General features: G+C 63.1%; 30 protein-coding genes and 1 tRNA gene. 11 read left to right on the top strand and 20 right to left on the bottom strand.

The genetic code is table 11. The features are described 5' to 3' along the window. Positions 1-286: 286 nt before the first annotated feature. The 3 genes from CFR79_RS12305 to CFR79_RS12295 are packed head-to-tail and all read right to left on the bottom strand — an operon-like array spanning position 287 to position 1,930. A complete protein-coding gene (locus CFR79_RS12305; RefSeq protein WP_110548077.1) occupies positions 287-799 on the bottom strand; it encodes a DUF192 domain-containing protein in 513 nt (170 codons plus the stop codon). A gap of 35 nt (positions 800-834) precedes the next feature. Then, entirely contained in the window at positions 835-1,494 is a 660-nt protein-coding gene (locus tag CFR79_RS12300; protein WP_110548076.1) for an MBL fold metallo-hydrolase, read from the bottom strand. A 55-nt stretch (positions 1,495-1,549) separates the two neighbouring features. Continuing rightward, positions 1,550-1,930: a host attachment protein gene (locus CFR79_RS12295; RefSeq protein ID WP_102325259.1), complete on the bottom strand. Its 381-nt coding sequence runs from the start codon at positions 1,928-1,930 to the stop codon at positions 1,550-1,552. A gap of 132 nt (positions 1,931-2,062) precedes the next feature. On the opposite strand from CFR79_RS12295, the gene CFR79_RS12290 reads away from it, so the two are divergent. The 4 genes from CFR79_RS12290 to CFR79_RS12275 all read left to right on the top strand — a co-directional run bounded on the left by CFR79_RS12290 (position 2,063) and on the right by CFR79_RS12275 (position 5,268). Then, positions 2,063-3,148, top strand: coding sequence for an XdhC family protein (locus tag CFR79_RS12290; RefSeq protein WP_110548075.1), 1,086 nt, complete (start codon positions 2,063-2,065; stop codon positions 3,146-3,148). Then, positions 3,145-3,780 carry a nucleotidyltransferase family protein gene (locus tag CFR79_RS12285; RefSeq protein WP_110548074.1) on the top strand — a complete coding sequence of 212 codons (636 nt, stop codon included), beginning with the start codon at positions 3,145-3,147 and terminating at the stop codon, positions 3,778-3,780. Before CFR79_RS12290 ends, CFR79_RS12285 begins: the two co-directional genes overlap by 4 nt. A gap of 79 nt (positions 3,781-3,859) precedes the next feature. Then, complete coding sequence (locus CFR79_RS12280) at positions 3,860-4,210, top strand: RidA family protein (RefSeq protein ID WP_102325256.1); 351 nt, start codon at positions 3,860-3,862, stop codon at positions 4,208-4,210. A gap of 320 nt (positions 4,211-4,530) precedes the next feature. Next, positions 4,531-5,268, top strand: a complete 738-nt coding sequence (locus CFR79_RS12275) for a CHAP domain-containing protein (RefSeq protein WP_181417428.1) — start codon at positions 4,531-4,533, stop codon at positions 5,266-5,268. Positions 5,269-5,293: 25 nt separating this feature from the next. Here the strand turns inward: CFR79_RS12275 and CFR79_RS12270 are convergent, their stop codons facing one another. The 14 genes from CFR79_RS12270 to rfaD form a co-directional block, all read right to left on the bottom strand. Next, positions 5,294-5,755, bottom strand: coding sequence for a 23S rRNA (pseudouridine(1915)-N(3))-methyltransferase RlmH (locus tag CFR79_RS12270; protein WP_102325255.1), 462 nt, complete (start codon positions 5,753-5,755; stop codon positions 5,294-5,296). A gap of 3 nt (positions 5,756-5,758) precedes the next feature. Further along, positions 5,759-6,190, bottom strand: coding sequence for a ribosome silencing factor (gene rsfS / locus CFR79_RS12265; protein WP_102325254.1), 432 nt, complete (start codon positions 6,188-6,190; stop codon positions 5,759-5,761). Positions 6,191-6,303: 113 nt separating this feature from the next. Further along, entirely contained in the window at positions 6,304-6,897 is a 594-nt protein-coding gene (locus CFR79_RS12260) for a nicotinate-nucleotide adenylyltransferase (RefSeq protein WP_110548079.1), read from the bottom strand. A 56-nt stretch (positions 6,898-6,953) separates the two neighbouring features. Further along, positions 6,954-8,237, bottom strand: a complete 1,284-nt coding sequence (locus tag CFR79_RS12255; protein ID WP_110548073.1) for a glutamate-5-semialdehyde dehydrogenase — start codon at positions 8,235-8,237, stop codon at positions 6,954-6,956. Between the two features lie 47 nt (positions 8,238-8,284). After that, complete coding sequence (ychF, locus tag CFR79_RS12250) at positions 8,285-9,379, bottom strand: redox-regulated ATPase YchF (protein WP_110548072.1); 1,095 nt, start codon at positions 9,377-9,379, stop codon at positions 8,285-8,287. Between the two features lie 6 nt (positions 9,380-9,385). After that, the gene (gene pth, locus CFR79_RS12245) at positions 9,386-9,958 is read right to left on the bottom strand and encodes an aminoacyl-tRNA hydrolase (RefSeq protein WP_102325251.1); all 573 of its coding nucleotides are present in this window, start codon (positions 9,956-9,958) and stop codon (positions 9,386-9,388) included. Positions 9,959-9,991: 33 nt separating this feature from the next. Further along, positions 9,992-10,603, bottom strand: a complete 612-nt coding sequence (locus tag CFR79_RS12240) for a 50S ribosomal protein L25/general stress protein Ctc (protein WP_102325250.1) — start codon at positions 10,601-10,603, stop codon at positions 9,992-9,994. Between the two features lie 114 nt (positions 10,604-10,717). Next, a complete protein-coding gene (locus CFR79_RS12235) occupies positions 10,718-11,308 on the bottom strand; it encodes a histidine phosphatase family protein (protein WP_102325249.1) in 591 nt (196 codons plus the stop codon). A gap of 67 nt (positions 11,309-11,375) precedes the next feature. Then, a complete protein-coding gene (locus tag CFR79_RS12230) occupies positions 11,376-12,365 on the bottom strand; it encodes a ribose-phosphate pyrophosphokinase (RefSeq protein ID WP_110548071.1) in 990 nt (329 codons plus the stop codon). Between the two features lie 99 nt (positions 12,366-12,464). Beyond that, the gene (locus CFR79_RS12225) at positions 12,465-13,871 is read right to left on the bottom strand and encodes a hypothetical protein (RefSeq protein ID WP_258373576.1); all 1,407 of its coding nucleotides are present in this window, start codon (positions 13,869-13,871) and stop codon (positions 12,465-12,467) included. Positions 13,872-13,911: 40 nt separating this feature from the next. After that, positions 13,912-14,709 (bottom strand): peptidoglycan editing factor PgeF, encoded by a 798-nt coding sequence (gene pgeF, locus CFR79_RS12220; protein WP_408884574.1) that lies wholly within the window; start codon positions 14,707-14,709, stop codon positions 13,912-13,914. Continuing rightward, on the bottom strand, positions 14,706-15,749 hold the full coding sequence (locus CFR79_RS12215; RefSeq protein WP_110548068.1) for a class I SAM-dependent methyltransferase: 1,044 nt from the start codon (positions 15,747-15,749) through the stop codon (positions 14,706-14,708). Before CFR79_RS12215 ends, pgeF begins: the two co-directional genes overlap by 4 nt. Beyond that, on the bottom strand, positions 15,746-16,606 hold the full coding sequence (gene lgt, locus CFR79_RS12210; protein ID WP_102325244.1) for a prolipoprotein diacylglyceryl transferase: 861 nt from the start codon (positions 16,604-16,606) through the stop codon (positions 15,746-15,748). The genes CFR79_RS12215 and lgt overlap by 4 nt, the downstream gene beginning before the upstream one ends. 53 nt (positions 16,607-16,659) lie before the next feature. Beyond that, positions 16,660-17,640 (bottom strand): ADP-glyceromanno-heptose 6-epimerase, encoded by a 981-nt coding sequence (rfaD, locus tag CFR79_RS12205; RefSeq protein WP_110548067.1) that lies wholly within the window; start codon positions 17,638-17,640, stop codon positions 16,660-16,662. 163 nt (positions 17,641-17,803) lie between these two features. On the opposite strand from rfaD, the gene CFR79_RS12200 reads away from it, so the two are divergent. The 5 genes from CFR79_RS12200 to CFR79_RS12180 all read left to right on the top strand — a co-directional run bounded on the left by CFR79_RS12200 (position 17,804) and on the right by CFR79_RS12180 (position 20,456). Continuing rightward, on the top strand, positions 17,804-18,100 hold the full coding sequence (locus CFR79_RS12200) for an accessory factor UbiK family protein (protein ID WP_102325242.1): 297 nt from the start codon (positions 17,804-17,806) through the stop codon (positions 18,098-18,100). A gap of 151 nt (positions 18,101-18,251) precedes the next feature. Beyond that, complete coding sequence (locus CFR79_RS12195) at positions 18,252-18,755, top strand: type III secretion system chaperone family protein (RefSeq protein WP_102325241.1); 504 nt, start codon at positions 18,252-18,254, stop codon at positions 18,753-18,755. Beyond that, on the top strand, positions 18,755-19,591 hold the full coding sequence (gene proC, locus CFR79_RS12190; protein WP_102325240.1) for a pyrroline-5-carboxylate reductase: 837 nt from the start codon (positions 18,755-18,757) through the stop codon (positions 19,589-19,591). Before CFR79_RS12195 ends, proC begins: the two co-directional genes overlap by 1 nt. 57 nt (positions 19,592-19,648) lie before the next feature. Then, a complete protein-coding gene (locus CFR79_RS12185; protein WP_102325239.1) occupies positions 19,649-20,290 on the top strand; it encodes a TetR family transcriptional regulator in 642 nt (213 codons plus the stop codon). A gap of 91 nt (positions 20,291-20,381) precedes the next feature. Continuing rightward, positions 20,382-20,456, top strand: a tRNA-Gln gene (locus CFR79_RS12180). A 101-nt stretch (positions 20,457-20,557) separates the two neighbouring features. On the opposite strand, the gene CFR79_RS12175 is transcribed toward CFR79_RS12180, so the two are convergent. Next, complete coding sequence (locus tag CFR79_RS12175) at positions 20,558-21,592, bottom strand: alpha-E domain-containing protein (RefSeq protein ID WP_243705211.1); 1,035 nt, start codon at positions 21,590-21,592, stop codon at positions 20,558-20,560. Continuing rightward, the gene (locus tag CFR79_RS12170) at positions 21,589-23,055 is read right to left on the bottom strand and encodes a circularly permuted type 2 ATP-grasp protein (RefSeq protein WP_102325237.1); all 1,467 of its coding nucleotides are present in this window, start codon (positions 23,053-23,055) and stop codon (positions 21,589-21,591) included. Before CFR79_RS12170 ends, CFR79_RS12175 begins: the two co-directional genes overlap by 4 nt. A 289-nt stretch (positions 23,056-23,344) precedes the next feature. Between CFR79_RS12170 and CFR79_RS12165 the strand changes: the two genes are divergently transcribed. Both CFR79_RS12165 and CFR79_RS12160 read left to right on the top strand, forming a co-directional pair. Then, positions 23,345-24,262, top strand: a complete 918-nt coding sequence (locus CFR79_RS12165; protein ID WP_102325236.1) for a transglutaminase family protein — start codon at positions 23,345-23,347, stop codon at positions 24,260-24,262. Then, positions 24,259-25,320: a zinc-binding metallopeptidase family protein gene (locus CFR79_RS12160; RefSeq protein ID WP_102325235.1), complete on the top strand. Its 1,062-nt coding sequence runs from the start codon at positions 24,259-24,261 to the stop codon at positions 25,318-25,320. Before CFR79_RS12165 ends, CFR79_RS12160 begins: the two co-directional genes overlap by 4 nt. Positions 25,321-25,329: 9 nt before the next feature. Here CFR79_RS12160 and CFR79_RS12155 read toward each other — a convergent pair whose 3' ends face one another. After that, positions 25,330-26,274 carry a LysR family transcriptional regulator gene (locus CFR79_RS12155; RefSeq protein WP_102325234.1) on the bottom strand — a complete coding sequence of 315 codons (945 nt, stop codon included), beginning with the start codon at positions 26,272-26,274 and terminating at the stop codon, positions 25,330-25,332. Positions 26,275-26,323 lie beyond the last annotated feature (49 nt).

The raw sequence follows: 26,323 nt of genomic DNA, 5'->3' as shown, positions 1-26,323 counted from the left end.
AGTCTCACCCAGTCCAGACCGCCAATCATCGCCCCTAAGAGCAACAACCGCGCCGCCAGCATATCCCTTCCAGATACTCTCATATTCTCTTGTCAAAGATCCAAACCCCGTAGGGCCGAATAACCTAGCAAATCCGCCGAGGAAGCTCAAGAAGTTTCCCTCAGCGCCGCCGGTGAAGGGGGATATAGGACCCACCGGTCATACCGTCAATCAGAAAAATGCACACACACCAAAAAATATGACCCGGGGTCACACTCAAACCCCGGAAAACTAACAATCCCTAGAATCACTTACCCGACGAAACACCAGAAAGCGCCACAGAATCCACGCGGTCACCTACTGAAATGCCAAGGCGTTCCGTTATTCCGCCCCGCAGTTCAAGCGTTGCACGCGCGGGACCATGGCTGCTGATGCGGGCGAGACTGAGTGGCACGGCATTTTCGACAATCGACGAAATACGGTTATCGGCACCGATGAAAACGATATCGAGCGGTACCTGCGTATTTTCCATCCACATGTCGCTCTGCCGCGGGAAGGGCCATACAAAGATCATACCGCCATCATCGGGGATGCTGGGACGGAACATCTCGCCAACCTGCTGTTCGCGCGGGGTCATGGCTTTTTCAACAGTGAAAACATGCTTCACGCCATTGGCCCCGGTAATGGTCAGCGGGGCGGTTGGCAGGGCAGGCTGCGCGTGGGTCGGTTCCCCGGTTTCTTCCGCCGCCATGGCGGAAAGCGATACCGTAGCCATACATGCGGCCAGAGCCAGCCATCGGCCTGCCTTGAAAGACATCATACGCAAATTCTCTCCTGCACCCTTTTATTCATCCGTCAGGTCAGGAAGGGATTGCCCTTCCGTTCGGCGCCGATTGTTGTCGCGGGGCCATGACCGGGCAGGATCGTGACATCATCCCCCAGAGGAAGCAATTCCCGACGGATGGCCCCGATAAGCTGCTCATGGTTACCATAGGGAAAATCGGTCCGGCCGACACCGCCGCGAAACAGCGTATCGCCCACAAAGGCGAAGCGGGATGCGGGATCATGGAAAATGACATGACCGGGCGTATGGCCGGGCACATGGTGCACCTCGAAACGCTGTCCGAGACAGTCCAGCACCTCACCATGCCTTACAAAGCGGTCGGGCTGAACATTCTCCAGCCCCGTCAGGCCAAACAGCGCGGCCTGTTCCGTAATGGAAGACAGTAGCGCTTCATCCGCCCTGTCCGGTCCGACCACGGGGACCGGCGCATCCTGCCGGACGGACAGTTCCCGGCGCAGCGCGTCGGCGCCCCCGGCATGATCCAGATGGCCATGGGTCAGCCAGATGGCGTCCACAGACAGGCTGTTCCGTTCGATAAACGCCATGATACGCGGCACATCCCCACCCGGATCGACCACAACCGCATGCTGCGTAGCGGGGTTCCACAAGATGGAACAGTTCTGTCCGAACGCCGTAACCGGGATGATTTCAAGGGAGAGGGACGCCGACATATATAAAGACCCCATGTTCAGATGTTGCGCCCCACGCTAACGCGGGGCGCAGCGATCAGCCAGCGCTGGACACGGGCCAGCCGGTGGCGGGAATATCAAAATGCGATGCCAGTTCATGATCGGGCGTGTTGGTCAGGTCATGTTCTACTTCCTTGACCACCAGCGGACGGGCCTGCACGCCCAGATGGGTGCGGATCTGGTGCATCACTTCGCCCGGCGCGGCAATAGCGATACCGGGGGCTTCCTTGCGGCGCACCGCATCATTCAGGAATTCCGCGATAACCTTGCCGTAAGCGCCATCACGCGGCGCGTCGATGCCTTTTGCATCCTCGCTCTTGAGATGCGTGAAGGTGGCAAGGCCATGTTCGCCATGCTTGAGAATGCGGGCATGAATGCTATCGGCAACAACATACCAGACGGGATCGACATAGCTCATTTAAATAAACTCCCTGTTTCATGCACTGGCCACCCACAGGCGGCACGGGCGTTGCAACATTAGATGGGCTGCCCGATGGCGCATGTCTACCGGCTGGCATGACTGTATGTGTGCTGATAGAGTAGCCCTGCTATGACAAAGCTTTCTTCCACGCGGGATCCTCTGGATCTCCTGATCGAATGGGCGCGGGCGGATCTGCCCTGCGCACTGGCGACCGTGACCTCCACATGGGGCAGTTCCCCGCGTCCGGCGGGCAGCATGATGGCGGTATCCGCCAATGGCCGCATTGAAGGTTCGGTCAGTGGGGGATGCGTTGAAGGCGCGGTAATCGAGGAAGCCCGCACGGTGATGGAAACCGGCCATCCCGCCGCCCTGTCCTACGGTGTATCGAGTGACGATGCCTGGGCGGTCGGTCTGGCCTGTGGCGGCCTGCTGGATGTGTATGTGGCAGCCGTACGTACGCCCAGCCACCCGCAGGGAACACTGGGGCTGGACGTGCTGGAAACCGTGGCAAGCAAACGTCGTGCCCGTGTGCCGGTTATCGTGGCGACGGAACTTGCGACCGGGCGGACGGAACTGCTCTACCGTACAACAGACACGGCACCAGATGGCGATGATACTCGGGCAGGCAGGCTGCATGCCCGCGCGCAGGAAGTATTTGAAACCGGGCGTAGCCTGCGGCTGGAAGATGAGAATGGACAGGCGCAATGGTTCCTGCACCTGATTCCCATGCCGCCCCGCCTGCTTATTGTCGGAGCTGTCCATATCGCGCAGGTCCTTGCCCCCATGGCGCAGACCACGGGCTTCAGCGTAACGGTGATCGATCCCCGTTCCCAACTGGCGACGGCGGAACGCTTTCCCGGCATCACACTGGAAACCGACTGGCCCGATGAAACCCTTGAACGACTGGGCGTGGATAACCAGACCGCCATCGTGACGCTGACGCATGATGCCAAGCTGGACGATCCGACGCTGCAATACGCCCTGAACAGCGACGCCTTTTATATAGGTGCGCTGGGATCACGCAAAACGCAGGCATCGCGCGTTGAACGGTTACGCGAAACGGGTTTTGTGGATCATCAGATTGCCCGGCTGCATGGTCCCGTGGGGCTTGCCATCGGCGCGGTCGGGGCTGCGGAAATAGCCCTGTCCATTCTGGCTGAAATCGTGGCGGTGCGGCACAACAGGCCACTGGGCCGGTTATCCGGCTGGACATGACCGGAACGGGCGCACCGGTCGCCGCCATTGTACTGGCTGCGGGCAGTTCCAGCCGCACGGCCCCCGCCCATAAACTGCTTGCCCCCGATGCCATGGGCCTGCCCATGATCGCACGCACCCTGCGCGCGGTGACGGCAAGCCACGCGGCACCGGTCATTGTCGTTCTCGGGCACAGGGCGGCCGAGATTCGGGAAGCGGCATTGGCGGGCACTGCCACCGGACATCCTGTACAGTTCGTCACCACGCCAGATTATGCGGCAGGTCTGTCCCGTACTTTATCTGTCGGCATAGAGGCAGCCAGTCAGCATGATGTGGCGGGTGCCCTGATCTGTCTGGGGGATATGCCCCTGATCGGTACGGGCCTGATCGACGACATGATCGCAGGCTTCGCTTCACACCCGACATATCCGGGCGCAATGCCCGTGCATGACGGCAGGCGCGGCAATCCGGTATTATGGGCGCGCGCCCTGTTCCCTGCCCTCATGCAGCTTGCGGGTGACCGGGGCGCGCGCGACCTGCTGCGCCTGCATGGACCGGAAATGCTGCGCATTCCCGCTGGACCGGAAATAGCGCAGGACTTTGACACCCCTGCCCGACTAGCGGAATTCGCGCGGCTTTTCGCAGGCGGTTGACCTCGGCCCTGACCAGCGCAAAGAGAGAGGATGGGACAGGCAGTCATCGCCTGCCCTTCAACCAGTCAGGACCAATGACATGAGCAAAATCATCCGCACCGAACCCAACCCCATCCTGTCCAAGGTTGTGGAATATCATGGCTTCCTGTTCACGCAGGGTTTCGTGGCCCGCGACCTGTCCGCTGACATCACGGCCCAGACCAAGGACGTGCTGGCCCAGATTGACGAAGCGCTGGAACTGCACGGCACGGACAATACCCGCCTGCTTCAGGCCCAGATCTGGCTGAAGGACATCAAGGACCGTGATGCCATGAACGCCGTATGGAGCGCATGGCTGCCCAAGGACGGCGCACCGGCACGTGCCTGCGTACAGGCCACGATGGCGCACCCCGACGTGCTGGTCGAGATCATGCTGACCTGCACCAAATAAGGCCATCCGGCGGCGGGAAAGCGCTCATTTGATATGTCACATTTTTGCAACTTTCCCGCTTTCGGAGAATCATTCCACTTCTGTTCTCCTGGCAGGGAAGCCCCCTGCCAGAGCCAGAAAAACAGGGCTACGATGGTCCTATCAGAGACTATATTCCTATTTTTCTTCTGAAATAACGTTTTTGATCGAAATCTGCAAAGTTACTGTTCTTCCCTCCCGCCACAGGCTTGTCAGAGTTGCAATCTGCTTGCTACTCGATGAACACGATGTGAGCGGGTCATTACAGAATCACCCCGGCAGTGGTGGAGAGATTGCGTAAGATGTGGATCAGAAACCTGAAGCGTGGCGTTTTTCTTTCCGTTCTCAGTGCTTCGTTCGGATTCATGTTTTCCGCGTCAGGCCATGCACGCACCGTGCATCATACCGCCCCGGTAACGCATACGGCGGCCCATCACGCACCCATCCGCCATGCCGCTTATCACCATGTCACGCATGAACGCGGGCATGTCATCCAGTGCGTCGCTTTCGCCAAATCGGCATCGGATGTCGATATCCGGGGCAATGCGATTGACTGGTGGTATAATGCGGCAGGCCGTTATGCCCGTGGCAATGCGCCGGAAGAAGGCAGCGTCCTGAATTTCCGTGGCACACGCCGCATGCCGCTTGGCCATGTGGCTGTCGTGCGTCAGGTCGTCAATAACCGCACCATCGTCATTGACCAGTCCCATTGGGGACAGCGCGGAATCAGCAGGGATGTGCCGGTCATTGACGTTTCCCCCAATAATGACTGGTCGGCCGTGCGCGTGGCGCTCAACAGCCGTAACGGCGCATATGGCAGCATCTATCCGACTTACGGGTTCATTTACGCCCGTCCGGACACGAATTCGAACATGATGCTGAGTACTTACCGCAAGGCCGTGCAGAACCCGACCATCATGGCGCAGAACCAGACGCGCCATACCGGCACGGAAGTTGCGGAAGCGCCCGATAGCATCACGGGTCGCACTTCGTCCTCTCTTGCCTATACGGACGATGCACCCAACCGTTCCCTGCGCTAGCAGATTATTCTGGCTGGACGGCCCTTTATTCGGGCCGACCTGCCCGATGGTACGGATGACCGGCTGAAATGGCGCGGGCACGGTAAAGCTGTTCCGCCAGCATGCCACGCACCAGCATATGGGGCCATGTCATCTTGCCAAGGGAAAGCGTGTGGTCCGCGCGCTGCACCACCGGGCCATCCAGCCCTTCCGCCCCGCCTATGACAAAACACAGCGGCCGTGGCGTTTCGATCCACTGCTCCACCGCGCGTGAAAACGATACACTGTCGTAAGTCCGGCCGCCTTCGTCCATGGCGACGACAATCGCACGATCAGGCAGGGCCGCCAGAATGGCAGCCCCTTCCCTACGTTTGATTTCGTTGGGCGCTCCCCGGCCTTCGGGCAGTTCCACCAGCTTTATCCGGGGTGAAAGCCGGGTGGCGTAGCGTTCGAACAGGTCGCGCTCCACCCGGTCCTTCATGCGCCCGACGGCAATCAGGTGAAACACCGTTCACTCCACCGGTGTTGCAGCGGCCTCCGGCGGGACATCCAGATCCGCGCCCCACATCCGTTCCAGCCCGTACAGCGCACGCGCTTCCGCCTTGAACAGGTGAACGACGATATCGCCCGCATCCAGCAGCACCCAGTCGGAGCCATTGGCCCCTTCGGTCAGGACGCGCTTCAGCCCGACTTCACCCAGCTTGCGGTCAATATGGGCGGCCATCGCGGCGATCTGCCTGTCAGCCAGACCGGTTGCAATCACCATCCGGTCGGCAAAGGAAGCACGCCCCGTCAGGTCAATGACAACGATATCTTCCGCCTTGTCATCTTCCAGGCTGGTGGTGATGATTTCCAGAAACTTTTCCACGCGGGGGTCCGGTTCACGCGTTTCGGCGGAAACCGGACCGGCTACTGCGGCTTTCTTGCGCGGCGTGCCCGGCATCTGCACGGCGCTGCCCAGTGAACCAGCCGTAACATGCGGCTGGCCTGCGGAAAAAGTGCTGCCGGTACGACGCTTGGCGCCACTCTCGGCTGTCGGCTTTCTGGTTATGGCTGTTACTCCCGTCCGTGGCCATGCGCGGCCTGCGATGCCCGTATTTGTGTAGCAGATATAGCGTTCTGCGGCGCGGGAAGAAAGACCCATGCCGGGGGCCTGCATGTGGCCAGTATTCCGGCTTCACGCGCGGGGCGGCGCCATTGCGCCAGCCTGCGCGCGATCCGCCCATGCAATGCACCCGGATTATAACCCGGACGCGGCAGAACCGCGAGGGGAACCATACCGACAATATCCCGCCACCGCCGCCATCGCCCCATCTGCGCCAGCCCGTCAGCCCCCATGAGCCAGACAAAGCGCACATGCGGAAACAGCCGCTTCAGTCGGCGTAACGTATCGACGGTGTAACGGGTTCCGATCCGGCTTTCGATATCGGTAGCCAGCAGTTTCCTGCCCTGTATGTCCCGAATGCGGTGACGCACCCCGGCCAGACGATCCGCCATGGGCGCCATGCCCGCCACCGGCTTGAGTGGATTGCCCGGCGAGACAAGGAACCACACCTGATCCAGATTCAGTTCCCGCAGCGCGCGGCAGGCAAGCTGGACATGGCCCTCATGCACCGGATTGAACGATCCGCCCAGCAGGCCCACCCGCATCCTGCGCCCGTCCCCATGGGCCGGAAGCGCATCCACCCCGCCGTCACGCACCCCGATCAGGTCCGGACCTGTCCCGTGCCGATCACCTCGTAGCGATAGGTCGTAAGCTGTTCCAGCCCGACGGGGCCACGGGCATGGAAGCGCCCGGTTGCAATCCCGATTTCCGCACCGAACCCGAATTCCCCGCCATCACAGAACTGGGTGGAAGCATTCCACATCACAACGGCACTGTCCGTGCCATTCAGGAAGGTTGCAGCAGCCTGCGCATCTTCCGTCACGATGGCTTCGGTATGGGCGCTGCCATAACGGGCGATATGCGCCAGCGCCTGTTCCACACCATCCACCACACCGACGGACAGGACGGCATCAAGCCATTCGGTGGCGAAATCATCCTCGGTCGCGGCAGGCAGATCCGGCACGATGGCGCGCGCGCCTTCATCCGCGCGGAAGGTGCAGCCACGGGTGGCAAGATCCTCGATCAGGCCGGACAGTATCTTCGGCGCGATCGCCTGATCCACCAGCAGCGTCTCGGTCGCACCACAGATGCCCGGACGCCGTAGCTTGGCGTTCAGCACAATGCGCCGCGCCATTTCAAGATCGGCGGCGGCATGGACATAGGTGTGGCAAAGCCCTTCCGCATGGGCCAGAACCGGCACACGGGCTTCGGCGCAGACACGTTCGACCAGAGACTTGCCACCACGCGGGATGATGAGGTCAATCAGACCCGCCGCCCCCAGCATCGACGCCACATGTGCGCGATCCGCATCGGGCGGGATCTGGACGCATTCGACCGGCAGCCCGGCTTCGTTCAGTCCGGCCTGCATGGCGGCATGGATGATACGCGCGCTGTTCAGGCTGTCCGATCCACCGCGCAGGATGACCGCGTTGCCCGACTTGATGCACAGGGCCGCCGCATCCGCCCCTACATTGGGGCGGCTTTCATAAATCATGCCGATCACGCCCACCGGCGTCGCCACGCGACGGATACGCAGCCCGTTGGGGCGATCCCATTCCGCCATGACATGACCGACAGGGTCCGGCAGGGTTGCCACCTGCTCCAGTCCCTGCGCCATGGCTTCGATCCGCTCGGGCGTCAGGGTCAGACGGTCGCGAAAGGCGGGGGCTCCTGTAAAGGCCGCAAGATCATGCGCATTGGCTGCCAGCAGGTCAGTCTGACGGGCGCGCAACGCACCTGCCGCCGCCACAAGCGCCCGGTTGCGGGTTTCCGTCGTGCTACGCGCCAGCACGCGACCGGCCTGCCGGGCGGCGATGGCCATGGCATGGATCACGTCCGGCTGCGGTGCATCTGCCCGCGCGGGGGTTGCAACAGCCTGATCCATAATCCGTTACTCCTTAATCCATCACCAACCGGGCAATATGGCCCCGGTCAGACGTTAAAGCGGAACAGCAGGACATCACCATCCTGCACCACGTAATCCCGCCCTTCGATGCGCAGCTTCCCGGCTTCACGGGCACCGGCTTCACCATTGCAGGCAATATAATCGTCATAGGCAATGGTTTCACAGGCGATGAAGCCACGCTCGAAATCATTGTGAATGACCGCAGCCGCCTGCGGGGCTTTCGTGCCTGCGGTAATGGTCCATGCCCGCGTTTCCTTGGGGCCTACGGTAAAGTAGGTGCTCAGGCCCAGCAGGCGGTAGCCGGCAGCGATGACACGGTCCAGTCCGCTATCCTTCAGGCCCAGCCCGTCGAGGAATTCGACACGGTCTTCCGCACCAAGCTGACTGACTTCCGCCTCGATCGCGGCGGAAACCACGACCATGGCAGCCCCTTCGGCCTCGGCGCGGGCGCGCACCCGTTCGGAAAACGCGTTGCCTGTCGCAGCCGAACCTTCATCCACGTTGCAGACATACAGCACGGGCTTGGATGTCATGAGCTGGAGGCGGCGCACCGCTTCCTCCTGCCCAGCCGGGATCGCCTTGCGCGCGGGCTCGCCTTCACGCAGGGCGGCGATCAGCGGCTCCATCAGTTCGACCTGTGCGGCGGCCTCGCGGTCATTGCCGCGCGCCTTTTTCTGGAGCGCCACAATCCGCTTTTCCAGCGAATCGAGATCGGCCAGCATAAGTTCCGTCTCGATGATTTCCGCATCGCGGATGGGATCGACGCCCCCTTCCACGTGGGTGATGTCATCATCCTCGAAACAGCGCAGGACATGGATGATCGCATCCACTTCACGGATATTGGCAAGGAACTGGTTGCCCAGCCCTTCCCCACGCGAAGCGCCGCGCACAAGACCTGCGATATCCACGAATTCAAGGCTGGTGGGCAGGATCTTCTGTGATTTGCCAATGCGCGCCAGATTGGCCAGACGCGCATCCGGCACGGCCACACGCCCCACATTGGGTTCGATGGTGCAGAACGGGTAGTTCGCGGCCTGCGCCGACGCGGTCTCGGTCAGGGCGTTGAACAGCGTCGATTTACCCACATTCGGCAGGCCCACGATGCCACAGTTAAAGCCCATACGCCCTTACTCCCCGGCCTGCGCGGCCATTCTTGTCATGAACAGTTCCGGCTTCCCGTCCGCCAGCAGCGCGGCTTCATCAGCCAGCGTGTCCAGCATCGGGTCCAGCCACTCGCGGTCCGTGCGGGAAAAATCACCCAGCACATGGCCCGTCACGCGTTCACGGCTGCCGGGATGTCCGATGCCAAGCCGCACGCGCCAGTATTCTTTCGTACCCAGCATACGGTCCATCGACCGCAGGCCGTTATGCCCTGCCGCCCCGCCGCCACGCTTTACGCGGATGCGACCGGGTTCAAGGTCAAGTTCATCATGAAATGCCGTGATGGATTCGGCGGGTAGTTTATAGAAGGCGGCAGCCTGCTGAACGCTCTCCCCCGAGAGGTTCATGTAGGTCATGGGCTTGAGCAGCAGCACCTTGTGCCGGCCCACCATGCCTTCGGCCACCTCGCCCCGGAAGCGCTTCCGCCACGGGGAAAACCCGTGGCGGTCGGCAATCCGGTCCACCGCCATGAACCCGACATTGTGACGATTCCGGCTCATCCCCGTCTCGGGATTACCAAGACCGGTCCAGAGCAGCATCGTATTTCTCCTGTCGTGTTCGTGGCGCGGGGATCAGGCTTCGGCTTCTGCCGTTTCTTCAGCCGCGTCATCATCAACGCTCGGCGGCGCAACGTTGGCGATGACGAAGTTGTTGTCCTGCAGCACGGGGGCCACGTTTTCCGTGCCCTTCAGGTCTTCCCAGCGCACGTTGTCGTGGAAGTCGAGCTGGGACAGGTCAGCGGTGAAGTATTCCGGGATGTTGGCCGGATCAACCACCACGTCAACGGTATGACGGACGATGTTCAGCACGCCACCGCGCTTGATGCCGGGGGCCACTTCTTCACCCGTGAAGCGGACTTCGACTTCCACATGCACCTTGTGACCGGCGGCAAGGCGCTGGTAGTCAACATGGATCGGCATGTCGGACACGGGGTGAAGCTGGATCTCGCGCAGCAGGGCGTGCACGGATGCGCCACCTTCAACGGAGATGTCATAGATGCGCGAACGCCAGCCGGACTTGTGCAGTTCACGCTGCACGATACGGGGGTCAAGCGCGATCAGGGTGGGTTCCTGGCCGCCGCCATAGATAACGCCGGGCACATGGCCGGCACGCCTCGTCGCACGCGCTGCCCCCTTACCAGCCTTCGCGCGCGAAGAGACTTCGATTTTCGTGAATTTGGTCACTTGTTCTGCTCCTGAAACACAAGCGCGCAGGCCTCCAGGGGTGCCAGCGCGTGCGCGGCCTTTAACGGAAAACCGCGCCCGATGCAATCACCACAGGCCCGCAGCCCATGGTTTTCAGGTCAGCGCCGTCAGGCTCCACCCCGTCGCCGCATGCGGTTCGGCCCATATGGGGGTGGCGTTGGGCAGGCGCACATTGGGCTTGAGATGCATGGCCGAACGCAGGGCGCGGAACATCGCGCCATGACATACGACCAGCGGCACGCCATCGGGCTCAAGCGCGCGGTTCATGGCGGCGATGGCGCGCGTGCGCAGCGCGCTGAAGCTTTCCCCGTTGGGGGGCGTGTAGTCGCCGGCGATCCAGCTATCGTACCATGACCCCATCGCCTTGCCTTCTTCATCCCCGAAGCAGACTTCCTGCAGTCCGTCGTCCAGGGTGATCTCAAGGCGGGGCGCGCCGTTGGCGGCAAGCTGATCAGCCACGATTTCCGCCGTGCGCCGGGCGCGCACCAGTGGCGACGCCACGATCCGCACGATCGGCGCATGGTCGTTCCAGTGACGCGCCAGCAGCAGGCCCGCCGCCTCCGCCTGCGCGATACCGGTTGCATTGAGCGGAATATCCGTACGCCCCTGTGACCGGCCCTGTGCGTTCCAGTCCGTTTCCCCGTGGCGCAGATACCAGTATGGCCGGGTTATCAGGTCAGTCATGGGGCGTTCCTTCTTGCTGCACCCTTGCGGGGTAGCGCCGTGCTGGCGGCAGGGTCAATCCCCGGAGCTAGTCAAACAGCGAGGAGACCGAGCTTTCATCCGATATTGCCTGCATGGCGCGCGAAATCAGTTCCGCCGTGCTGATCTGGCGGATATTCGACGATTCCCGCACGGCTTCCGTCGCCACGATGCTGTCCGTCAGCGTCAGCATGCCCAGCGGCGACTGGCCGATGCGGCTGACCGCGCTGCCGGTCAGCACGCCATGGGTCACATAGGCTTCCACCGCCGCTGCGCCGTGCTTCATCAGTGCTTCCGCCGCATTGCACAGCGAACCGCCACTATCCACGATATCGTCAACCAGCACGCAGTACCGGCCACGCACGTCACCGATCACGTTCATGACTTCCGACACGCCAGCGCGTTCGCGCCGCTTGTCAATGATCGCCAGATCGACGTTCAGGCGCTGCGCAAGCTGCCGGGCACGGACCACGCCACCCACATCGGGCGAGACGATCATGAGGTTATGCGGCCCACCGGGAATATCCATCGGCGGTGCGTCATAGGGAAGCGGCGGTTCACCGTCGATCTTCATGCGGCCGCGAATATCGCGCGTGAACAGGGGGGCGGCATAGAGATTGTCGACCGGGATATCGAAGAAGCCCTGAATCTGCATGGCATGCAGGTCCATCGTCAGCACGCGGTTGGCGCCGGCTTCGACCAGGATGTTGGCGACCAGCTTGGCGCTGATGGGGGTGCGGGGACCGGATTTACGATCCTGCCGCGCGTAACCGAAATATGGCATGACCGCCGTGATGCGGCGTGCCGAGCCACGACGCAGCGCGTCGAGCATGATCAGCAGTTCCATCAGGTTGTCATTGGTGGGGGAGCAGGTGCTCTGGATGACAAAAACGTCCTCGCCGCGCACGTTTTCATGGATTTCGACGAAGATTTCCATATCGGCAAAACGCCGGACCGTTGCGTTACAGAGCGGCATCCCCAGTTCCGCCGCGACTTTCTCTGCAAGAGGCAGGTTGCTGTTACAGGCGACAATCTTCATCGTGTGACGCTCCCGGGCGGCGGTACTGGCGGCGGGACGGCTGTCATCCGCCGTCCCTGTTATTCATGTGCGGCGTTCTAACAACCGCCACATACCCTGTCACCTGCCTAAGACGGGCGAAGCCTGCACGCCTGCCCCTCGTTGCCGATCCGTCACACCCGTGCGCGCCGGTGGCAGCGTAACGCCGGGAAAGGGCGCAGGCCGTGCGGGTTGCGCAACCGGCGCTGGCGACGCGGGAACGGCAGACGATGTTGCAACAGGCGGTGCGGCTGGCATGGGGGCTGGCTGACTGGCGACAGACGTGGGCGTGGGCGTGGGCTGAACCGGAACGGGCGGGGCTGCAACCGGTAATGGCGCAGCCGGGCTGCTGACTACGGGCGATACGGGCCGTTCGACCACCGGATGTGTCCCATTCTTCCCTGCTTCCGGTGTCATGGCCGTGCTGGATGGCGGCGCGACAGGTGGGGCGGGCTGAGCGGCAACCGGAGTGGGAGAAACCACTGGCATTGCGCCCGCTGCAACCGCGGGCACTGCTTTTGCCGCTACGCCACGCACCTTCGTCGTGCCTGCCGCCGGACCGGCTACAGGCTGGGAAGTGGTGGTGGAAGCATGCGCGGACAGCGCGCCATCGGCGGGCAGGGGTGCATTGGCACGGCCGGAATAGCGGGTGATGATCTGCCGCACCGCGCCTGCGGCCTCATCCGCCGCCGCGATGGCGACATCGCCCCACTGCCGGTCCAGTGAATGGGCCGCGATGTCGTGGATCTGGGTGGCGGACCCCGCTTCCTTGCCCTGCGCGTCCAGCACCTGCCATGTCAGGGTGATGTGCTGCTGGGGCGTGGTGGATGTACTCATGACCGCATTGTTCAGCACCACCATGCAGCGCACGGTGTAGTCCGCCCCGCTGGCGCTATGCCGGATATCTTCCTGCGCGTCGGGAAAGGCCGCGATGAAGGCACGCGCCAGGGCACGATCGCCATCACCCGGCGCATCATGCACCCCGGCGAAATAAACATGCGCGGGACGGTTTTTCAGGCTGTTGGGATCTTTCTGCATCTGGGCCGCACGAATGCCGGTCAGCAGATCGGCCACGCCGGGGGCCGCTTCCTGCGCCGCATGGGTTACGGCCTGCCCGTCCTTCGCCTGCCACCTGACTGCGGGAACGGGGGCACCGTTCAGGTGGCCACGCTCCTCCCCCTTCGGGGTGATGACGGCATAAACGGGTGTCACCGCATTATCATGGAACGTGGCTGTCATTTTCAGCCACCAGTCCCCTGTATGAACGGCCTGCCCCATGGCGGGCACCGACTGCGCCAGCATGGCGTCGACCATGGCATGCTGCCACTGCTGCGCGCCTGCCATATCCGTGCCCGACGCGGTGGATAACGGTACGGCCAGCCGGGCCGTGGGCGCCTGCGCCGTGGCGCCCGTACCATCATGCCGGAAGGGATGCGGCATCTGGACACAACCGCCCAGCACGGAAAGCATGCCGACGGCTGACATCATGACCAGGCGCCGGGCGGAAGCTACTGATATCATGATCCCCCTATATCGCCTGACAGGCGATAACGGAAATCTGGTGCCCGATCGGGCCACCACCAGCCAGCGTGCGGCGGCGATGGCTGAAAAAGCGCGCCTCATCCCGCAGGGTATCGAGTCCCAGCGCAGCCGCCTGTCCTACGCCGCACCGCTCAAGACGCATGACGCAGTAGCCCGGCAGGTCGAACATGAAATGCCCGGCACGTGCGGCGGACGTAAAGAAGGGCGCTGCCGTGCCGTCCTGCGCCATGACCGCATCACGCATATCCGGCCCGACCTCGTAACTTTCCGGCGCAATGCACGGGCCGACCACGGCGCGGATATCCGATGCGGGGCAGCCCAGCGCCGTCATCGCCGCCACCACCGATTCCAGTACCCCGCCACACGCGCCGCGCCAGCCCGCATGGGCCGCGCCGACCACCGTGCCCCGTGCATTGCTGAACAGGACCGGCGCGCAGTCCGCCGTAATCACACCCAGCGCCAGACCGGGACGGTTCGTAACCATGGCGTCGGCTTCCGGTCCCTGCCCGACGGGCCACGGGGTTTCCACCGTAATGGTCCGGTCGCCATGCACCTGCGTCAGCCCCAGCAGGCAGTCAGGCCGCACACCCACATAATCCGCCACACGACAGCGGTTTTCGCGCAGGGCCGCCGGGTCATCAGCCGAACGGGTCGAACAGTTCAGTGTCGCATACGGCCCCGTGGACACGCCGCCCTGACGGGTAAAGAACCCATGCCTGCCCCCCGCAAGAGTGGGGGCACGCACCACCTCCCCGTCCGTAATCGCGCGGTGGATCATGGTCATATCCTTTCATTCCCGGTTGCGTTGCCATCGCGCCGCCCCGCGAATCCCGGCATGTCGCCCCCCAGACCGACCGACAGGCCCAGCACGCGGAACAGCCGTCCCATATGGCCCGGTGCGGCCAGACGGGCGGCGGCGGTCCTGATCTCATCAGCCTGTGCGGGGGCCGCACGCGCAAGCTGTTCGGCCCGTGCCTCCAGCCCCAGCGCGGACAGGAAATACCCCTGCGTCACGCTGCCCCACACGTCCACGGCGCTGGCGACCTGTGCAAGGGTGCGGAAATCAACATGCGCCGTCAGGTCCGCCGTGCCGGGATCGCGCAGCGGGTCAGCCGGTCGCCCATCGCGCAGGGCCTGAAGGCTGTCACCGCACAGGGGGGCATCATACCCGTAATCGATCAGCAGCGCGGCACCCCGCTGGTGCTGCAACCGCGCCACCACGGCCTGCATGAACGCAACTGCAGGCTGGCATATTTCCAGCACGTCGCCAGCGCCCGCCACCCGGCTGACTGCCGGATGCGCGGGCGGAAGACAGGCCGGATATTCATGAAACCGGCCATCATGCACGAAACGTTCATTCCAGCCCTCCGCCCGTTTTACGAACTGGCGAATGGGCAGGGCGTCCAGGAACTCGTTGGCCAGCAGGATCATCGGGCCATCGGGCAGACTGGCAATCGTGTCATGCCAGCATGGCGGAACAGCCGTCGCCCCATGCAGGGCACGCTGCTGCCGGGCGCGCAGGCGGGGCGATGTTTCGATCAGGTGTATGCGCGCGGCTGCGTGGCAGGCGGGGGCGACACGGCGCAGCAGGCGCAGCGCGTCCGCCATGAGCGTACCACGACCGGGACCGGCCTCCACCAGCACAAAGGGATCGGGGCTGCCCAGAAGCTGCCAGACCACCGCCGTCCATGCCCCCAGCAGTTCCCCGAATATCTGCGATATTTCCGGGGCCGTGATGAAATCTGCAAACGGGTCGCGCCCCGCGTAATAGGCGGCATTCGCCCGGCCCATGAACTGGTCCAGACGTTCGCCCGGCCCGCTCACCCGGCCGCTCCGCTATCCCCGTCCGCGTTTTCCGGTTCCGCCATGACCGATATACGCGCCGGACTCATGCAGGCATGGATCATGAGACCTGCGCCGCCAATGGCCATGGGAACGCACAGCACCTGCCCCATTGTCACGCCAAAGGGCAGAAAGCCGATGAACGCATCCGGCTCACGGAAACATTCGCATACCGTGCGCGCTACCGCATAACCGAACAGGAACAGCCCCGCCACGAAACCCGGATGCTGGCGCACCCGCAGGCTGCGGGAGACAAACCACAGCAGGGTAAACAGCAGCAGCCCCTCCGCAAAGGCTTCGTACAGTTCCGACGGATGGCGCGGTTCCGGTCCCGCATCGGGAAAGATCATGGCCCATGGCAGCGATGGCGATGCCGGACGCCCCCACAATTCCCCGTTGATGAAATTGGCGATACGCCCCAGCCCCAGACCAATGGGCACGACGGTCGTGATCCGGTCAGAAAAGGCAAGGAAGCTCAGTCCATTAAGCCGCGTAAACATGATCAGCGCGATAATCACCCCGGCCGCGCCGCCATGGAACGACATGCCGCCGTGCCAGACCTGCAGCACGGCCAGCGGATGCGTAAGGTAATAGCCGGGCTGGTAAAACAGGATATAGCCCAGCCGCCCGCCCAACACCACGCCAAGGGTCGCCCATGTCAGGAAATCATCCACCTGCAGCGCGGTGGCGGCACGCGGCGGCAGGGCTGCCAGCCTGCGGGCGATCCGCCAGCCCGCGATCAGCGCCACGATATAGGCCATGGCGTACCAGCGGATGGCGAGCGGCCCGAAATGGACCATCACCGGATCGAACTGCGGAAAGATCAGGACAGGCAGCATCGGCCCACTTTCATTATCACGGTTGTCGCGGGGTCACGGTCAGGACGCAATGGCTAGATGTACGGGTCGGCTGCGGCAAGATGGTCCTGCACGTAACGCCGCACCCCGTCTTCCAGCGCGGTAAAGGGACGGGTGTAGCCTGCCGCGCGCAGCCTGCGCATGTCAGCGCAGGTAAAGGACTGGTACTGCCCGCGCAGGGCTGCGGGCATGTCGATGAATTCGATGCGGCGCGGCACGTTTGCCGCATCACACACCGCATGGGCCAGATCGGTATAGGTGCGCGCAACCCCCGTGCCACAGTTGAACAGGCCACACACGCCCGCATGGTCCAGCAGCCACAGCATGACATCGACCACATCGCCAATCCAGATGAAGTCACGCGCCTGCGCCCCGTCGGCAAGGCCCGGCACGTCGGAACGGAACAGCCGCAGCGGCTGACCGGCACGGGCTTCGTCATACTTGACCTTCACCACGGAGATCATCGCCCCCTTGTGGTACTCGTTGGGACCATAGACGTTGAAGAACTTCAGTCCCGCCCATGACAGGCCCGACAGATCCCCCTGCCCCAGACGCCGCAGTACAATCTGGTCAAACGCATGTTTGGACCAGCCATACAGGTTCAGCGGCCGGAGCGTATCCATCTGCGCCGGATCATCACTGAACCGGTCTTCGGTATCCGCCGCGCCATAGGTCGCGGCGGAGGAGGCGTAGATGAAGCGCACCCCTTCGCGCGCGCACCATTCCAGCAGGCGGCATGACAGGTCCACATTGGTGCGCCATACCAGATCGCCATCGGTGGCCATGGTCTCGCTGATCGCGCCCATGTGGATGACGGCGGAAATGTCCGGCCGGGTCGCAAGCCATGCGTCCAGCGCCTCAGGCGCGACAATACGCGCGGGGGCATGATGGCGCAGGTTGCGCCACTTGCCCGCATTGCCCAGCCAGTCCACCACCACCGTTTCGATGCCGCGCGCATGCAGGGCCTGCTGCATGCACGACCCGATGAACCCGGCTCCCCCCGTAATCACGATCACTGTCCGCACCCCGCCTGTCGCATGGAAGTTGATGTTGCAGCGTATGTACGGTCGCTACAATCGTGCGGATAGCCCTGAGGCGGCAATGTGTCTATAGTAGTGCCCTTTCCCCCTTCGCGCGGTCTGGCACAGACACGGCGCGGAACGTCATGGAGTATCCCCTATGTCCGACAGGCCCCGCATTCTTGATGACCTCGCAGGCGTGGCCGGTGGCGCGTTCTCGGCGCTGGCCGGTGTGCGTGAGGAAATCGGAGCCATCGTCCGTGCCCGCGTGGATGAAACACTTGGCAGCCTGAACCTTGTCCGCCGCGACGAATTCGAAGTCGTGCGCGAGGTCGCCAGCCGCGCCCGTCAGGCGCAGGCCACGATGGAAAGCCAGATCGCCCGGCTGGAAGAGCGCGTGTCCGATCTTGAAGCCAGCCTGACCGCGCCATCGTCCCCGCCCCGTTCCGGGCTTTGAGGACAACGCTTGCAGCCGGTGCGCGCGGGCCATAGTGTAACCGGACGGCCCGCGCCCTGATTCCCCGTAACAGGACGCGGATCGGGTTGCAGAGACACGGAATCCGGCGTCATGCCCGGATTTCCTCCACGACGGCTTCGGGGAGTGCCACATGCCTGCTCTGACTCAGACAGCAATCTCACGCAATACGAATCCCCTTGATCTGATGGAACAGATCGTTGGCGGATACGACTGGAACTTCGAACGCCGCAGCGATTCGGAAATGGCGGCCGAAGCACCGGGCAAATGGTGCGATTACGGCCTGTTCTTCTGCTGGTCGGAAGAAGTGAACGCCATGCATTTCACCTGCACGTTCGACCTCAAGGTGCCCGCGGGCCAGCGGCGCAACCTGTTCGAACTGGTGGCGCTGGCGAACGAGCGGCTGTGGATCGGCCATTTCGGCATGGATATGGAACATGGCACGCCGGTATTCCGCCATGCGGTGCTGCTGCGCGGATCGCGTGGCGCATCCATGGAAAGCCTTGAGGACATGATTGATATCGCCCTGACCGAATGCGAACGTTTCTATCCTGCGTTCCAGTTCGTGCTGTGGGGCGGCAAAAACCCAGCAGAGGCACTCGAAGCTGCAATGCTCGACTGTGCCGGGATGGCATGATGACGCAGCAGCTTCCCCCCCTCCTCCTTGTCGGCTGCGGCCAGATGGGTGGCGCCATGTTTGATGGATGGCTGAAGGAAGGGCTTGCCCCTTCCTTCATCATCGACCGGCATCGCGACTCAGTTCCCGCGCCGCACCACCTCGTGCGCAGCGCCGATGACGTGCCCGACGATTTCCACCCCGGCATGATCGTGCTGGCCACCAAACCGCAGAAGGTCGATGCCGTGATGGCGGCGATCGCCCCCTTCGCGCTGCGTGCGCCGGTCCTGTCCGTTCTTGCGGGCCGTACGGTGGGCGGCCTGACCGACATGCTGACGGATCACCTGCCCGCAGGCAGCCCGATGCCCGTGGTAATCCGGGCCATGCCCAATACGCCCAGCAGCATCGGACAGGGCATGACCGTGTGTTACGCCCCGCCCGCCGCGACACAGGCCCAGCGCGACCTGTGCACGCGCCTGCTGCGCGCCATAGGCGACGTGGCGTGGGCGGACCGTGAAGACCAGATGGACATCGTGACCGCGATATCGGGCAGTGGTCCGGCCTATGTCTATCTTCTGGCCGAACTCATGGAACAGGTTGGCGTGGCGGAAGGGCTGTCCCCCGCCCTGGCCCGCCAGATCGCGCGCCAGACCGTGGCGGGCGCGGGCGCGCTGATGATCCGGAGCGGAACCGATTCCGCCATCCTGCGCCATAACGTGACCAGCCCCGGCGGCACCACGCAGCAGGCGCTTGAAGTCCTGATGGCCGCTGATGCCTGGCCCGCCACCATGTCACGCGCCCTGCAGGCCGCGGCACGACGTTCGCGTGAACTGTCAGGCGCCCAGCCCGTTGCATGACCATGTGGCAGCGCATGGCTCCCCCCGATACCCCTAACCCGGAAGATCAAGCCCTCTATGGATAACGACCAGTTTGACGCCACCCTTCTCCGCTCCGCGTTGGAACGTGCCGGTCTGCACGGATGGCGGCGCACGACGGTCGTTGATGCCGCACGGGATGCCGGACTCAGCCTTGAGACCGCGCGCAAGCGTTTTCCGTGCAAGACCACGATCCTGCTCACGCTGGGGCGGCAGGCCGATGAGGCGGCCCTGATCGAGGACGAATCCGAAGGCAGCGTGCGCGAAAAGCTGTTTGACATGCTCATGCGGCGTCTGGACGTGTTCCAGCAGTATCGTGAAGGCGTGCGCAGCGTCCTGCGCGCCCTGCCGACCGACCCGCTGCTGGCGGTGGTACTGGGCGGCGCCACGCTGGAAAGCATGAAATGGATGGCCGATGCCGCCGGGATGGAAACCGGGGGGCTGGCTGGCGCTGTCCGCCTGCAGGCGCTGGTGGGGGTGTGGACCCTGACCCTGCGGACATGGGACCGTGATGACAGTCAGGACATGGGCATCACCATGGCCGCGCTGGATCAGGCCCTTGACCGCGCCGCCCGCTTTACCGGTCTTGCCCCCGCCGCGACGCAGGGCCCCGCTTCACCGGCTGATTACGATATGGAAACCGACCCGATGGTCGATCTGCCGCTTGAACCTTCCGCCTGAAGGCGCGAACCGGGCTGTCCCCCCTTTACGGGACAGCCCTTTAGACATTAGAAGAACACCAATCACGCGAATCGCGCGGTTTGCTGCATGTTGGGGCGTAGCCAAGTGGTAAGGCAGCGGATTTTGATTCCGCCATGCGGAGGTTCGAACCCTCCCGCCCCAGCCAGCCATTTTTCCTGAAATCGCTATCTGTTCCCTGCACCCGCCCATCCGGGTGCGGAACCGCATGCCCATCGCCATACATCGGCATGACGATGGGCCACGTTTTCAGTCCTGCATCTGCTCCATGCCGCCCATGGGGGCCACCGATACGACCGGGGGCCAGAAGGCCTGCGCGATCTCGTTCTGCAACTGCCGCAGCTCGCGCTGTATCCAGTCCATGTATTCATGCAGCCCACGCAGGATGATGTCTTCCACCGTCTGCTCCACCAGCGTCACCCGCAGTTCTTCCACCCGTTCAAGGATCGGGCCACACTGGCGCAGCCGGTATTCGCCCGCCAGTATGCCCAGCGCGCTGTATACATTGCGCAGGCTGGTGGACAGAGAACGCGGGAAGCCATCGTTCTTGAGCAGAAAGCCCACGATATTGGCCGGTGTCATGCCATCGGGCAGCACGCGGCGGAATGCGTGGTAGGCGGCAGCCGACCGCAGCACGGATGTCCACTGGCTCATATCGATATCCGACCCCACCCCGGCCCCACTGGGCAGCAGGGTATGGTATTTGATGTCGATCAGCCGCGTAATCTGGTCCGCACGTTCAAGGTTCTTGCCAAGACTGTAGAACTGCCACGCCTGATCGCGGTACAGCGTCCCCTCCGTAATGCCGAAATGCGTCTGGCAGTCCTGTTTCAGCCGCGTGCACAGGGCGGACAGGTAACTGGCTCCCACATCCTCCGGCCCCAGATCGACGACCCAACGGGTAAAGACATTCAGGTGCATCCACATCTCGGTCGAGATCAGGGGCCGCAGCACACGGGCGTTTTCACGCGCGCAGCGGGCCATGGACTTGATTGAATCGGGGTTCTCGCTCTCGGTAATATAAAAGGCGACCACGGCCTGCTCGGTCGCGGCCTTGTGGTGATGGAAGAAAAACGCCTCATCCGCGTTGATGCGGATGACACTGTCCCATCCCGCGTCCCTGTTGCTGCCCTGCACGGACGAACCCGTCACATCGATCAGGCGGGCCATGTTCTCGATGCGCTCCATATAGCGCGCCAGCCACATCATGTTTTCGCCGTAACGCGAAAGCAGGTTGCGCAGCCCCGGCAGGGCCGGGGCGGTAAAGGCAGAAACCTGTGTCATGATGCCAGCACCCACGTATCCTTTGATCCACCACCCTGCGAGGAATTGACCACCAGCGATCCCTTGCGCAGCGCCACGCGGGACAGGCCACCGGGCAGGACCCATGTGCTTTCCCCCGTCACGGCGAATGGCCGCAGATCGACATGCCGCGCTTCCACGCCTGCGGGGCACAGGGTGGGGGATACCGACAGGCTGATAACCGGCTGGCTTATGTAATTGGCCGGATTGGCACGCAGCCGGTCACGGAACTCGGCCAGTTCGGCCTGTGACGCATGCGGGCCGATCAGCAGGCCGTAACCGCCTGATTCCCCCACCGGCTTGACCACAAGCTGTTCCAGATTGGCCAGCGTGTATTCCAGCCCCGCGCGTTCGGCGCAGATATGGGTTTCCACATTGGTCAGGATCGGTTCCTCATCCAGATAGTAGCGGATGATGCGCGGCATGTAGGCATATACCGCCTTGTCATCGGCAACGCCGGTGCCAATCGCGTTGGCCAGCGTCACGTTCCCGCGCCGGTAGGCGTCAACCAGACCGGGCACGCCCAGAAGGCTGTCGGGGTTGAAGACCAGCGGGTCCAGAAAATCATCGTTGAGCCTGCGATAGATGGAATGGACCGGGCGCGGCCCGGCGACGGTGCGCATGTATACGTATCCGTCCTCCACCATCAGGTCGCGGCCTTCGACCAGCGGAATACCCATTTCGCGGGCAAGGAATACGTGTTCGAAATACGCGGCGTTATAGATGCCGGGGGAAAGCAGGACGACCTGCGGTTCCGTGACACCGGCGGGGGCGACTTCCACCAGTGCGCGATGCAGCCGGGGGCCATATTCATCGACCGGGCGGATATTGAGCCCGGTTGCCAGATCGGGCATGAGACGCAGCATCATCTGCCGGTCTTCCAGCACGTACGATACGCCCGATGGCGTGCGGGCGTTATCTTCAAGCACCAGAAAACGGCCATCACGGTCCCGCACGAGATCGGTGCCATTGATATGCACGTAAACCCCGCCGGGCACATCCAGCCCGACCATGGCCTGACAGTAATTGGGATTGCCCAGCACCAGATCGGCGGGAACCACGCCATCGCGCAGGATATGCCGGTCGTGATAGATGTCATGCAGGAACAGGTTGATCGCCCGGACGCGCTGCTGCACGCCGCGTTCGACATGATCCCATTCCGCCGCCGTCAGCACGCGGGGAATGACATCGAACGGCAGGACGCGGTCGATGGCCTCGCGGTCGGAATAGACGGTAAAGGTGATGCCCAGACGGTAGAACTGCGCCTCTACCGCGGCCGCGCGACGGCGGAGTTCCGTCAGGTCAAAGCGGGCCAGCCTGTCGCGCACCATCTGCAGGCCGGGAGGGGGCGTATCCCCACGGTTGAGCAGTTCACAAAAAAAATCCGGAATGTCGTATGTCGCGAACAGACCCGCTGCCTGCGCCGCCATTTTCATATCATGCATGCCCTACCTCCGCTGGGATGGAGGTGGATCAGGCGCGAAGGAATCATGTCCACCCACCTGTCGTTTCAGTTTCGATCCCAACCTAGCGGAGCAAGAAAATCGTCTCTTGCCAAGAACGAATCTGCATTCTTCTTCCATTCGCGCCCAAATGCCTGAAAAATACGATATTGCTGCAAACGCCAATCCTGATAGCGTGGGCGGGGCATCCATAACCGCGTCCAGACCGTTACCATCGCCGGATCACGATGGCCGGCATGCGGGAGAGTTTTCCGGGGCTGAGAGTGAGTACATGAACGCGCATGCCATGCTGGTCCACCACACGCGATACCGATACGACCGGCCTGTCCACCTTGGTCCGCAAACGATCCGCCTGCACCCGCTGCCCGGCACCCGCAACGTGCTGTCGCACGCGCTGGACATCGCCCCTGCGGCCCACACGCGCACATGGAGCAATGACGCCTGCGGCAACCGCATCGCCCGCGTCGTTTTTGGCGAACGGGTCACGCATTTTGACGTAACCGTCCGCCTGACCACGGACCAGACACCCACCGACCCGTTTACCTTCACCATCGCGCCGCATGCCCGGCTGTGGTCGGCCAACGGCATGAATGCTGATCCCGCGCTGGGCGCGTACCTGCTGGCACCGCACAAAGCGACGGAGGCCACGCCCACACCCCTGCTGGATGCCCTGACACGGGAATGGCGCGCGACCCTGCCCTGTCCCACGCTGGACCTGCTGACCGGCCTGACACGGGCGATCGCGGCGCGCATCACCTACTGTATCCGGCTTGAAGCCGGTGTCTGGTCGCCGGAGGAAACCCTGCGTAACGCCGCCGGTTCATGCCGCGACAGCGCCTGGCTGCTGATTGCCGTGCTGCGCCGCCTGGGTTTTGCCGCGCGCTTCGTATCAGGCTACCTGTTCCAGCCCGAACGCGACGCCCCGGAGCGTCTGGGCTGCGAACTTCACGCATGGACGCAGGTTTACATACCGGGTGCGGGATGGATCGGTCTGGATACGACATCGGGCCTGCTGGCCGCACAGGGGCATGTCCCGCTGGCCGTCGCCGTCACCCCGCAGGACGCCGCCCCCGTAAGCGGGCTGCTGGACCAGTGCGTCGCCACATTCGAAGCCGTGATGGAAACCATGCCCCTGCCCGCCATGAGCGAAATCCATGCCAGCCCGCGAAGACTGACGCGCCCCTCATGAAGCTTTTTTTCTGTCAGTCATGCCAGCAGGTCCTGTTTTTTGAAAATACTGCATGTGAACGCTGTGGCCTGACACTGGGCTACCTGCCTGAACGGACCACCCTCAGTGCGCTGGAAGCCACGGGCGACGGGCTATGGCGCCCCATCGTCGCCCCCGATACGCCCCGCGCCCTGTGTGCCAACAATGATTACGGGGTATGCAACTGGCTGGCCGAACCGGGAAAGCCATTCTGCGTCGCGTGCAGTTTCAACCGCACCATTCCCAACCTGTCGGTGGTGGGCAATACCGCCCGGTGGCAGAAGCTGGAAGTGGCCAAGCACCGGCTGTTCTATACCCTGCTGCGCCTTGGCCTGCCGCTGCGCAACCGGCGCGAGGACCCCGAAGGCGGCCTTGCCTTCGATTTTCTGGACAGCCTGCCCGATGGCTCGCCCGCCATGACCGGGCACATGAATGGCGTTATCACAATCGCGCTGAATGAGGCTGACGATGCCCAGCGTGAACGGATGCGGCTGGAAATGGGGGAATATTACCGCACCCTTCTGGGCCATTTCCGTCACGAGGTGGGACATTATTACTGGAATGTGCTGGTACGCGACGGCGGCCCCGAACGCCTTGCCGCCTGCCGGGACGTATTTGGCGACGACCGCGCCGATTACGCACAGGCGCTGAAAAAACACTACGAAACCCCTTCCGGCAATACCTGGCAGGGGCGGTATGTCAGCCAGTACGCAACATCCCACCCATGGGAGGATTTTGCGGAAACATGGGCGCATTACCTGCATATCATCTCGACGCTGGAAACCGCCTGGGCTTATGGCATGTCCATTGACGCGCCGGGGGCCACTGCCCCGCCGCTGCGCGCCACCGTACGCAAGGACCCGTATACCGAAATGTCGTTTACGGAGATTACGGAAGGCTGGCTGCCCCTTACCTATGCCGCCAACAGCCTCAACCGCTCCATGGGCCTGCCGGATTTCTATCCGTTCGTGCTGACACCCGAAATCCTGCGCAAGCTGTCCTTCATCCACGACCTGATCCATCACAGCCGCGTGGGCTGAGCGAGGACGCTACGCCCCTTCCATGTCCGGGCTGGCGGGGGCTATGGAAATGGCGCTGTCGTTCATGTCCTGACAGCAGGCGCGCAGGGTGGCGATGAAGTTCGTCATAAGCGGCACATGCTGGCCCGCGCGCATGGCTATGGCCAGTTCCGCACGCGGCGCTTTCGCCCCCAGTGAATGATAGGTCACGCCGCCCGAATGGATCTGGTGCAGCGAACGCGGCACGACCGATACCCCCAGTCCTGCGGCCACAAGCGGCACGGTCGATGCGATCTGCGGGGCCTGCTGGCCCATGCGCGGCGTAAAACCTGCATTGTGACAGGCTGACAGGATCGCATCATGAAAGCCCGGCCCCAGTTCACGCGGGAAGATGATGAAGGGTTCATCGGCCAGCATCTCCAGTTCCAGATTCGGATGGATGGCAAGCGGATGGCCCTTGGGCAGGGCGACCACCGTTTCCTCCTCCAGCAGGGGGGAAACCAGCAGCCCCGCCCCATCAGGCACTGGCGGGCGGACGATTGCGATATCAATGGCCCGGTCATGCAGCGCCTTGCGCAGGGCCGGGGTATTGCTTTCCTCAAGGTAGATGGTGACATCGGGCCACACTTCGCAAAAGCGGCGCACGGTCAGCGGGATCAGCGGCAGCAGGGAGACCGCGCCCGCCAGCCCCACGCGGATATGCCCCTTCTCGCCCCGTGCCAGTCCGCGCGCGGTGGACAGGAACTGCCGCTGCATCCCCAGCAGCGCACGGGCCTGATCCAGAAGGACAAGCCCGATATCCGTCAGCCGGACCCCGCGCGTCAGGCGCTGGAACAGAAGTACGCCCAGTTCATTTTCAAGCTGCTTGATCTGCTGGCTCAATGGCGGCTGTTCTATGCCAAGCTGTTCCGCCGCACGGGTGAAACTGCCGTTCTCGGCAACTGCCACGAAATATCGTAAATGCCTTAAATCCATATTCCATATAAATTATATATGGAAAGGGCCTTCAATATATATTTGACGA

Origin of the sequence: Komagataeibacter saccharivorans (assembly GCF_003207825.1) — a bacterium.
Lineage (GTDB): Bacteria > Pseudomonadota > Alphaproteobacteria > Acetobacterales > Acetobacteraceae > Komagataeibacter > Komagataeibacter saccharivorans.
Note: the sequence above shows the minus strand (reverse complement) of the source record. Positions and strands in the feature narration are given on the sequence as shown.

What these genes read in the sequence shown, in the direction of transcription:
- rsfS (WP_102325254.1), bottom strand. Translation starts at nt 6,190, where the DNA reads ATGCCGGGCACGCCGCGCAAGAAAGCCGCAGTAGCCGGTCCGGTTTCC.
- CFR79_RS12255 (WP_110548073.1), bottom strand. Translation starts at nt 8,237, where the DNA reads ATGGATCAGGCTGTTGCAACCCCCGCGCGGGCAGATGCACCGCAGCCG.
- CFR79_RS12225 (WP_258373576.1), bottom strand. Translation starts at nt 13,871, where the DNA reads ATGATGTCAGCCGTCGGCATGCTTTCCGTGCTGGGCGGTTGTGTCCAG.
- lgt (WP_102325244.1), bottom strand. Translation starts at nt 16,606, where the DNA reads ATGCTGCCTGTCCTGATCTTTCCGCAGTTCGATCCGGTGATGGTCCAT.
- CFR79_RS12160 (WP_102325235.1), top strand. Translation starts at nt 24,259, where the DNA reads ATGAAGCTTTTTTTCTGTCAGTCATGCCAGCAGGTCCTGTTTTTTGAA.
- CFR79_RS12175 (WP_243705211.1), bottom strand. Translation starts at nt 21,592, where the DNA reads ATGACACAGGTTTCTGCCTTTACCGCCCCGGCCCTGCCGGGGCTGCGC.
- CFR79_RS12280 (WP_102325256.1), top strand. Translation starts at nt 3,860, where the DNA reads ATGAGCAAAATCATCCGCACCGAACCCAACCCCATCCTGTCCAAGGTT.
- CFR79_RS12305 (WP_110548077.1), bottom strand. Translation starts at nt 799, where the DNA reads ATGATGTCTTTCAAGGCAGGCCGATGGCTGGCTCTGGCCGCATGTATG.
- CFR79_RS12170 (WP_102325237.1), bottom strand. Translation starts at nt 23,055, where the DNA reads ATGCATGATATGAAAATGGCGGCGCAGGCAGCGGGTCTGTTCGCGACA.
- CFR79_RS12235 (WP_102325249.1), bottom strand. Translation starts at nt 11,308, where the DNA reads ATGACTGACCTGATAACCCGGCCATACTGGTATCTGCGCCACGGGGAA.
- CFR79_RS12230 (WP_110548071.1), bottom strand. Translation starts at nt 12,365, where the DNA reads ATGAAGATTGTCGCCTGTAACAGCAACCTGCCTCTTGCAGAGAAAGTC.
- CFR79_RS12195 (WP_102325241.1), top strand. Translation starts at nt 18,252, where the DNA reads ATGCCTGCTCTGACTCAGACAGCAATCTCACGCAATACGAATCCCCTT.
- CFR79_RS12295 (WP_102325259.1), bottom strand. Translation starts at nt 1,930, where the DNA reads ATGAGCTATGTCGATCCCGTCTGGTATGTTGTTGCCGATAGCATTCAT.
- CFR79_RS12285 (WP_110548074.1), top strand. Translation starts at nt 3,145, where the DNA reads ATGACCGGAACGGGCGCACCGGTCGCCGCCATTGTACTGGCTGCGGGC.
- CFR79_RS12300 (WP_110548076.1), bottom strand. Translation starts at nt 1,494, where the DNA reads ATGTCGGCGTCCCTCTCCCTTGAAATCATCCCGGTTACGGCGTTCGGA.
- CFR79_RS12185 (WP_102325239.1), top strand. Translation starts at nt 19,649, where the DNA reads ATGGATAACGACCAGTTTGACGCCACCCTTCTCCGCTCCGCGTTGGAA.
- pgeF (WP_408884574.1), bottom strand. Translation starts at nt 14,709, where the DNA reads ATGACCATGATCCACCGCGCGATTACGGACGGGGAGGTGGTGCGTGCC.
- CFR79_RS12200 (WP_102325242.1), top strand. Translation starts at nt 17,804, where the DNA reads ATGTCCGACAGGCCCCGCATTCTTGATGACCTCGCAGGCGTGGCCGGT.
- CFR79_RS12275 (WP_181417428.1), top strand. Translation starts at nt 4,531, where the DNA reads ATGTGGATCAGAAACCTGAAGCGTGGCGTTTTTCTTTCCGTTCTCAGT.
- ychF (WP_110548072.1), bottom strand. Translation starts at nt 9,379, where the DNA reads ATGGGCTTTAACTGTGGCATCGTGGGCCTGCCGAATGTGGGTAAATCG.
- CFR79_RS12165 (WP_102325236.1), top strand. Translation starts at nt 23,345, where the DNA reads ATGAACGCGCATGCCATGCTGGTCCACCACACGCGATACCGATACGAC.
- proC (WP_102325240.1), top strand. Translation starts at nt 18,755, where the DNA reads ATGACGCAGCAGCTTCCCCCCCTCCTCCTTGTCGGCTGCGGCCAGATG.
- CFR79_RS12260 (WP_110548079.1), bottom strand. Translation starts at nt 6,897, where the DNA reads ATGCGGGTGGGCCTGCTGGGCGGATCGTTCAATCCGGTGCATGAGGGC.
- CFR79_RS12155 (WP_102325234.1), bottom strand. Translation starts at nt 26,274, where the DNA reads ATGGATTTAAGGCATTTACGATATTTCGTGGCAGTTGCCGAGAACGGC.
- CFR79_RS12290 (WP_110548075.1), top strand. Translation starts at nt 2,063, where the DNA reads ATGACAAAGCTTTCTTCCACGCGGGATCCTCTGGATCTCCTGATCGAA.
- pth (WP_102325251.1), bottom strand. Translation starts at nt 9,958, where the DNA reads ATGCTGCTCTGGACCGGTCTTGGTAATCCCGAGACGGGGATGAGCCGG.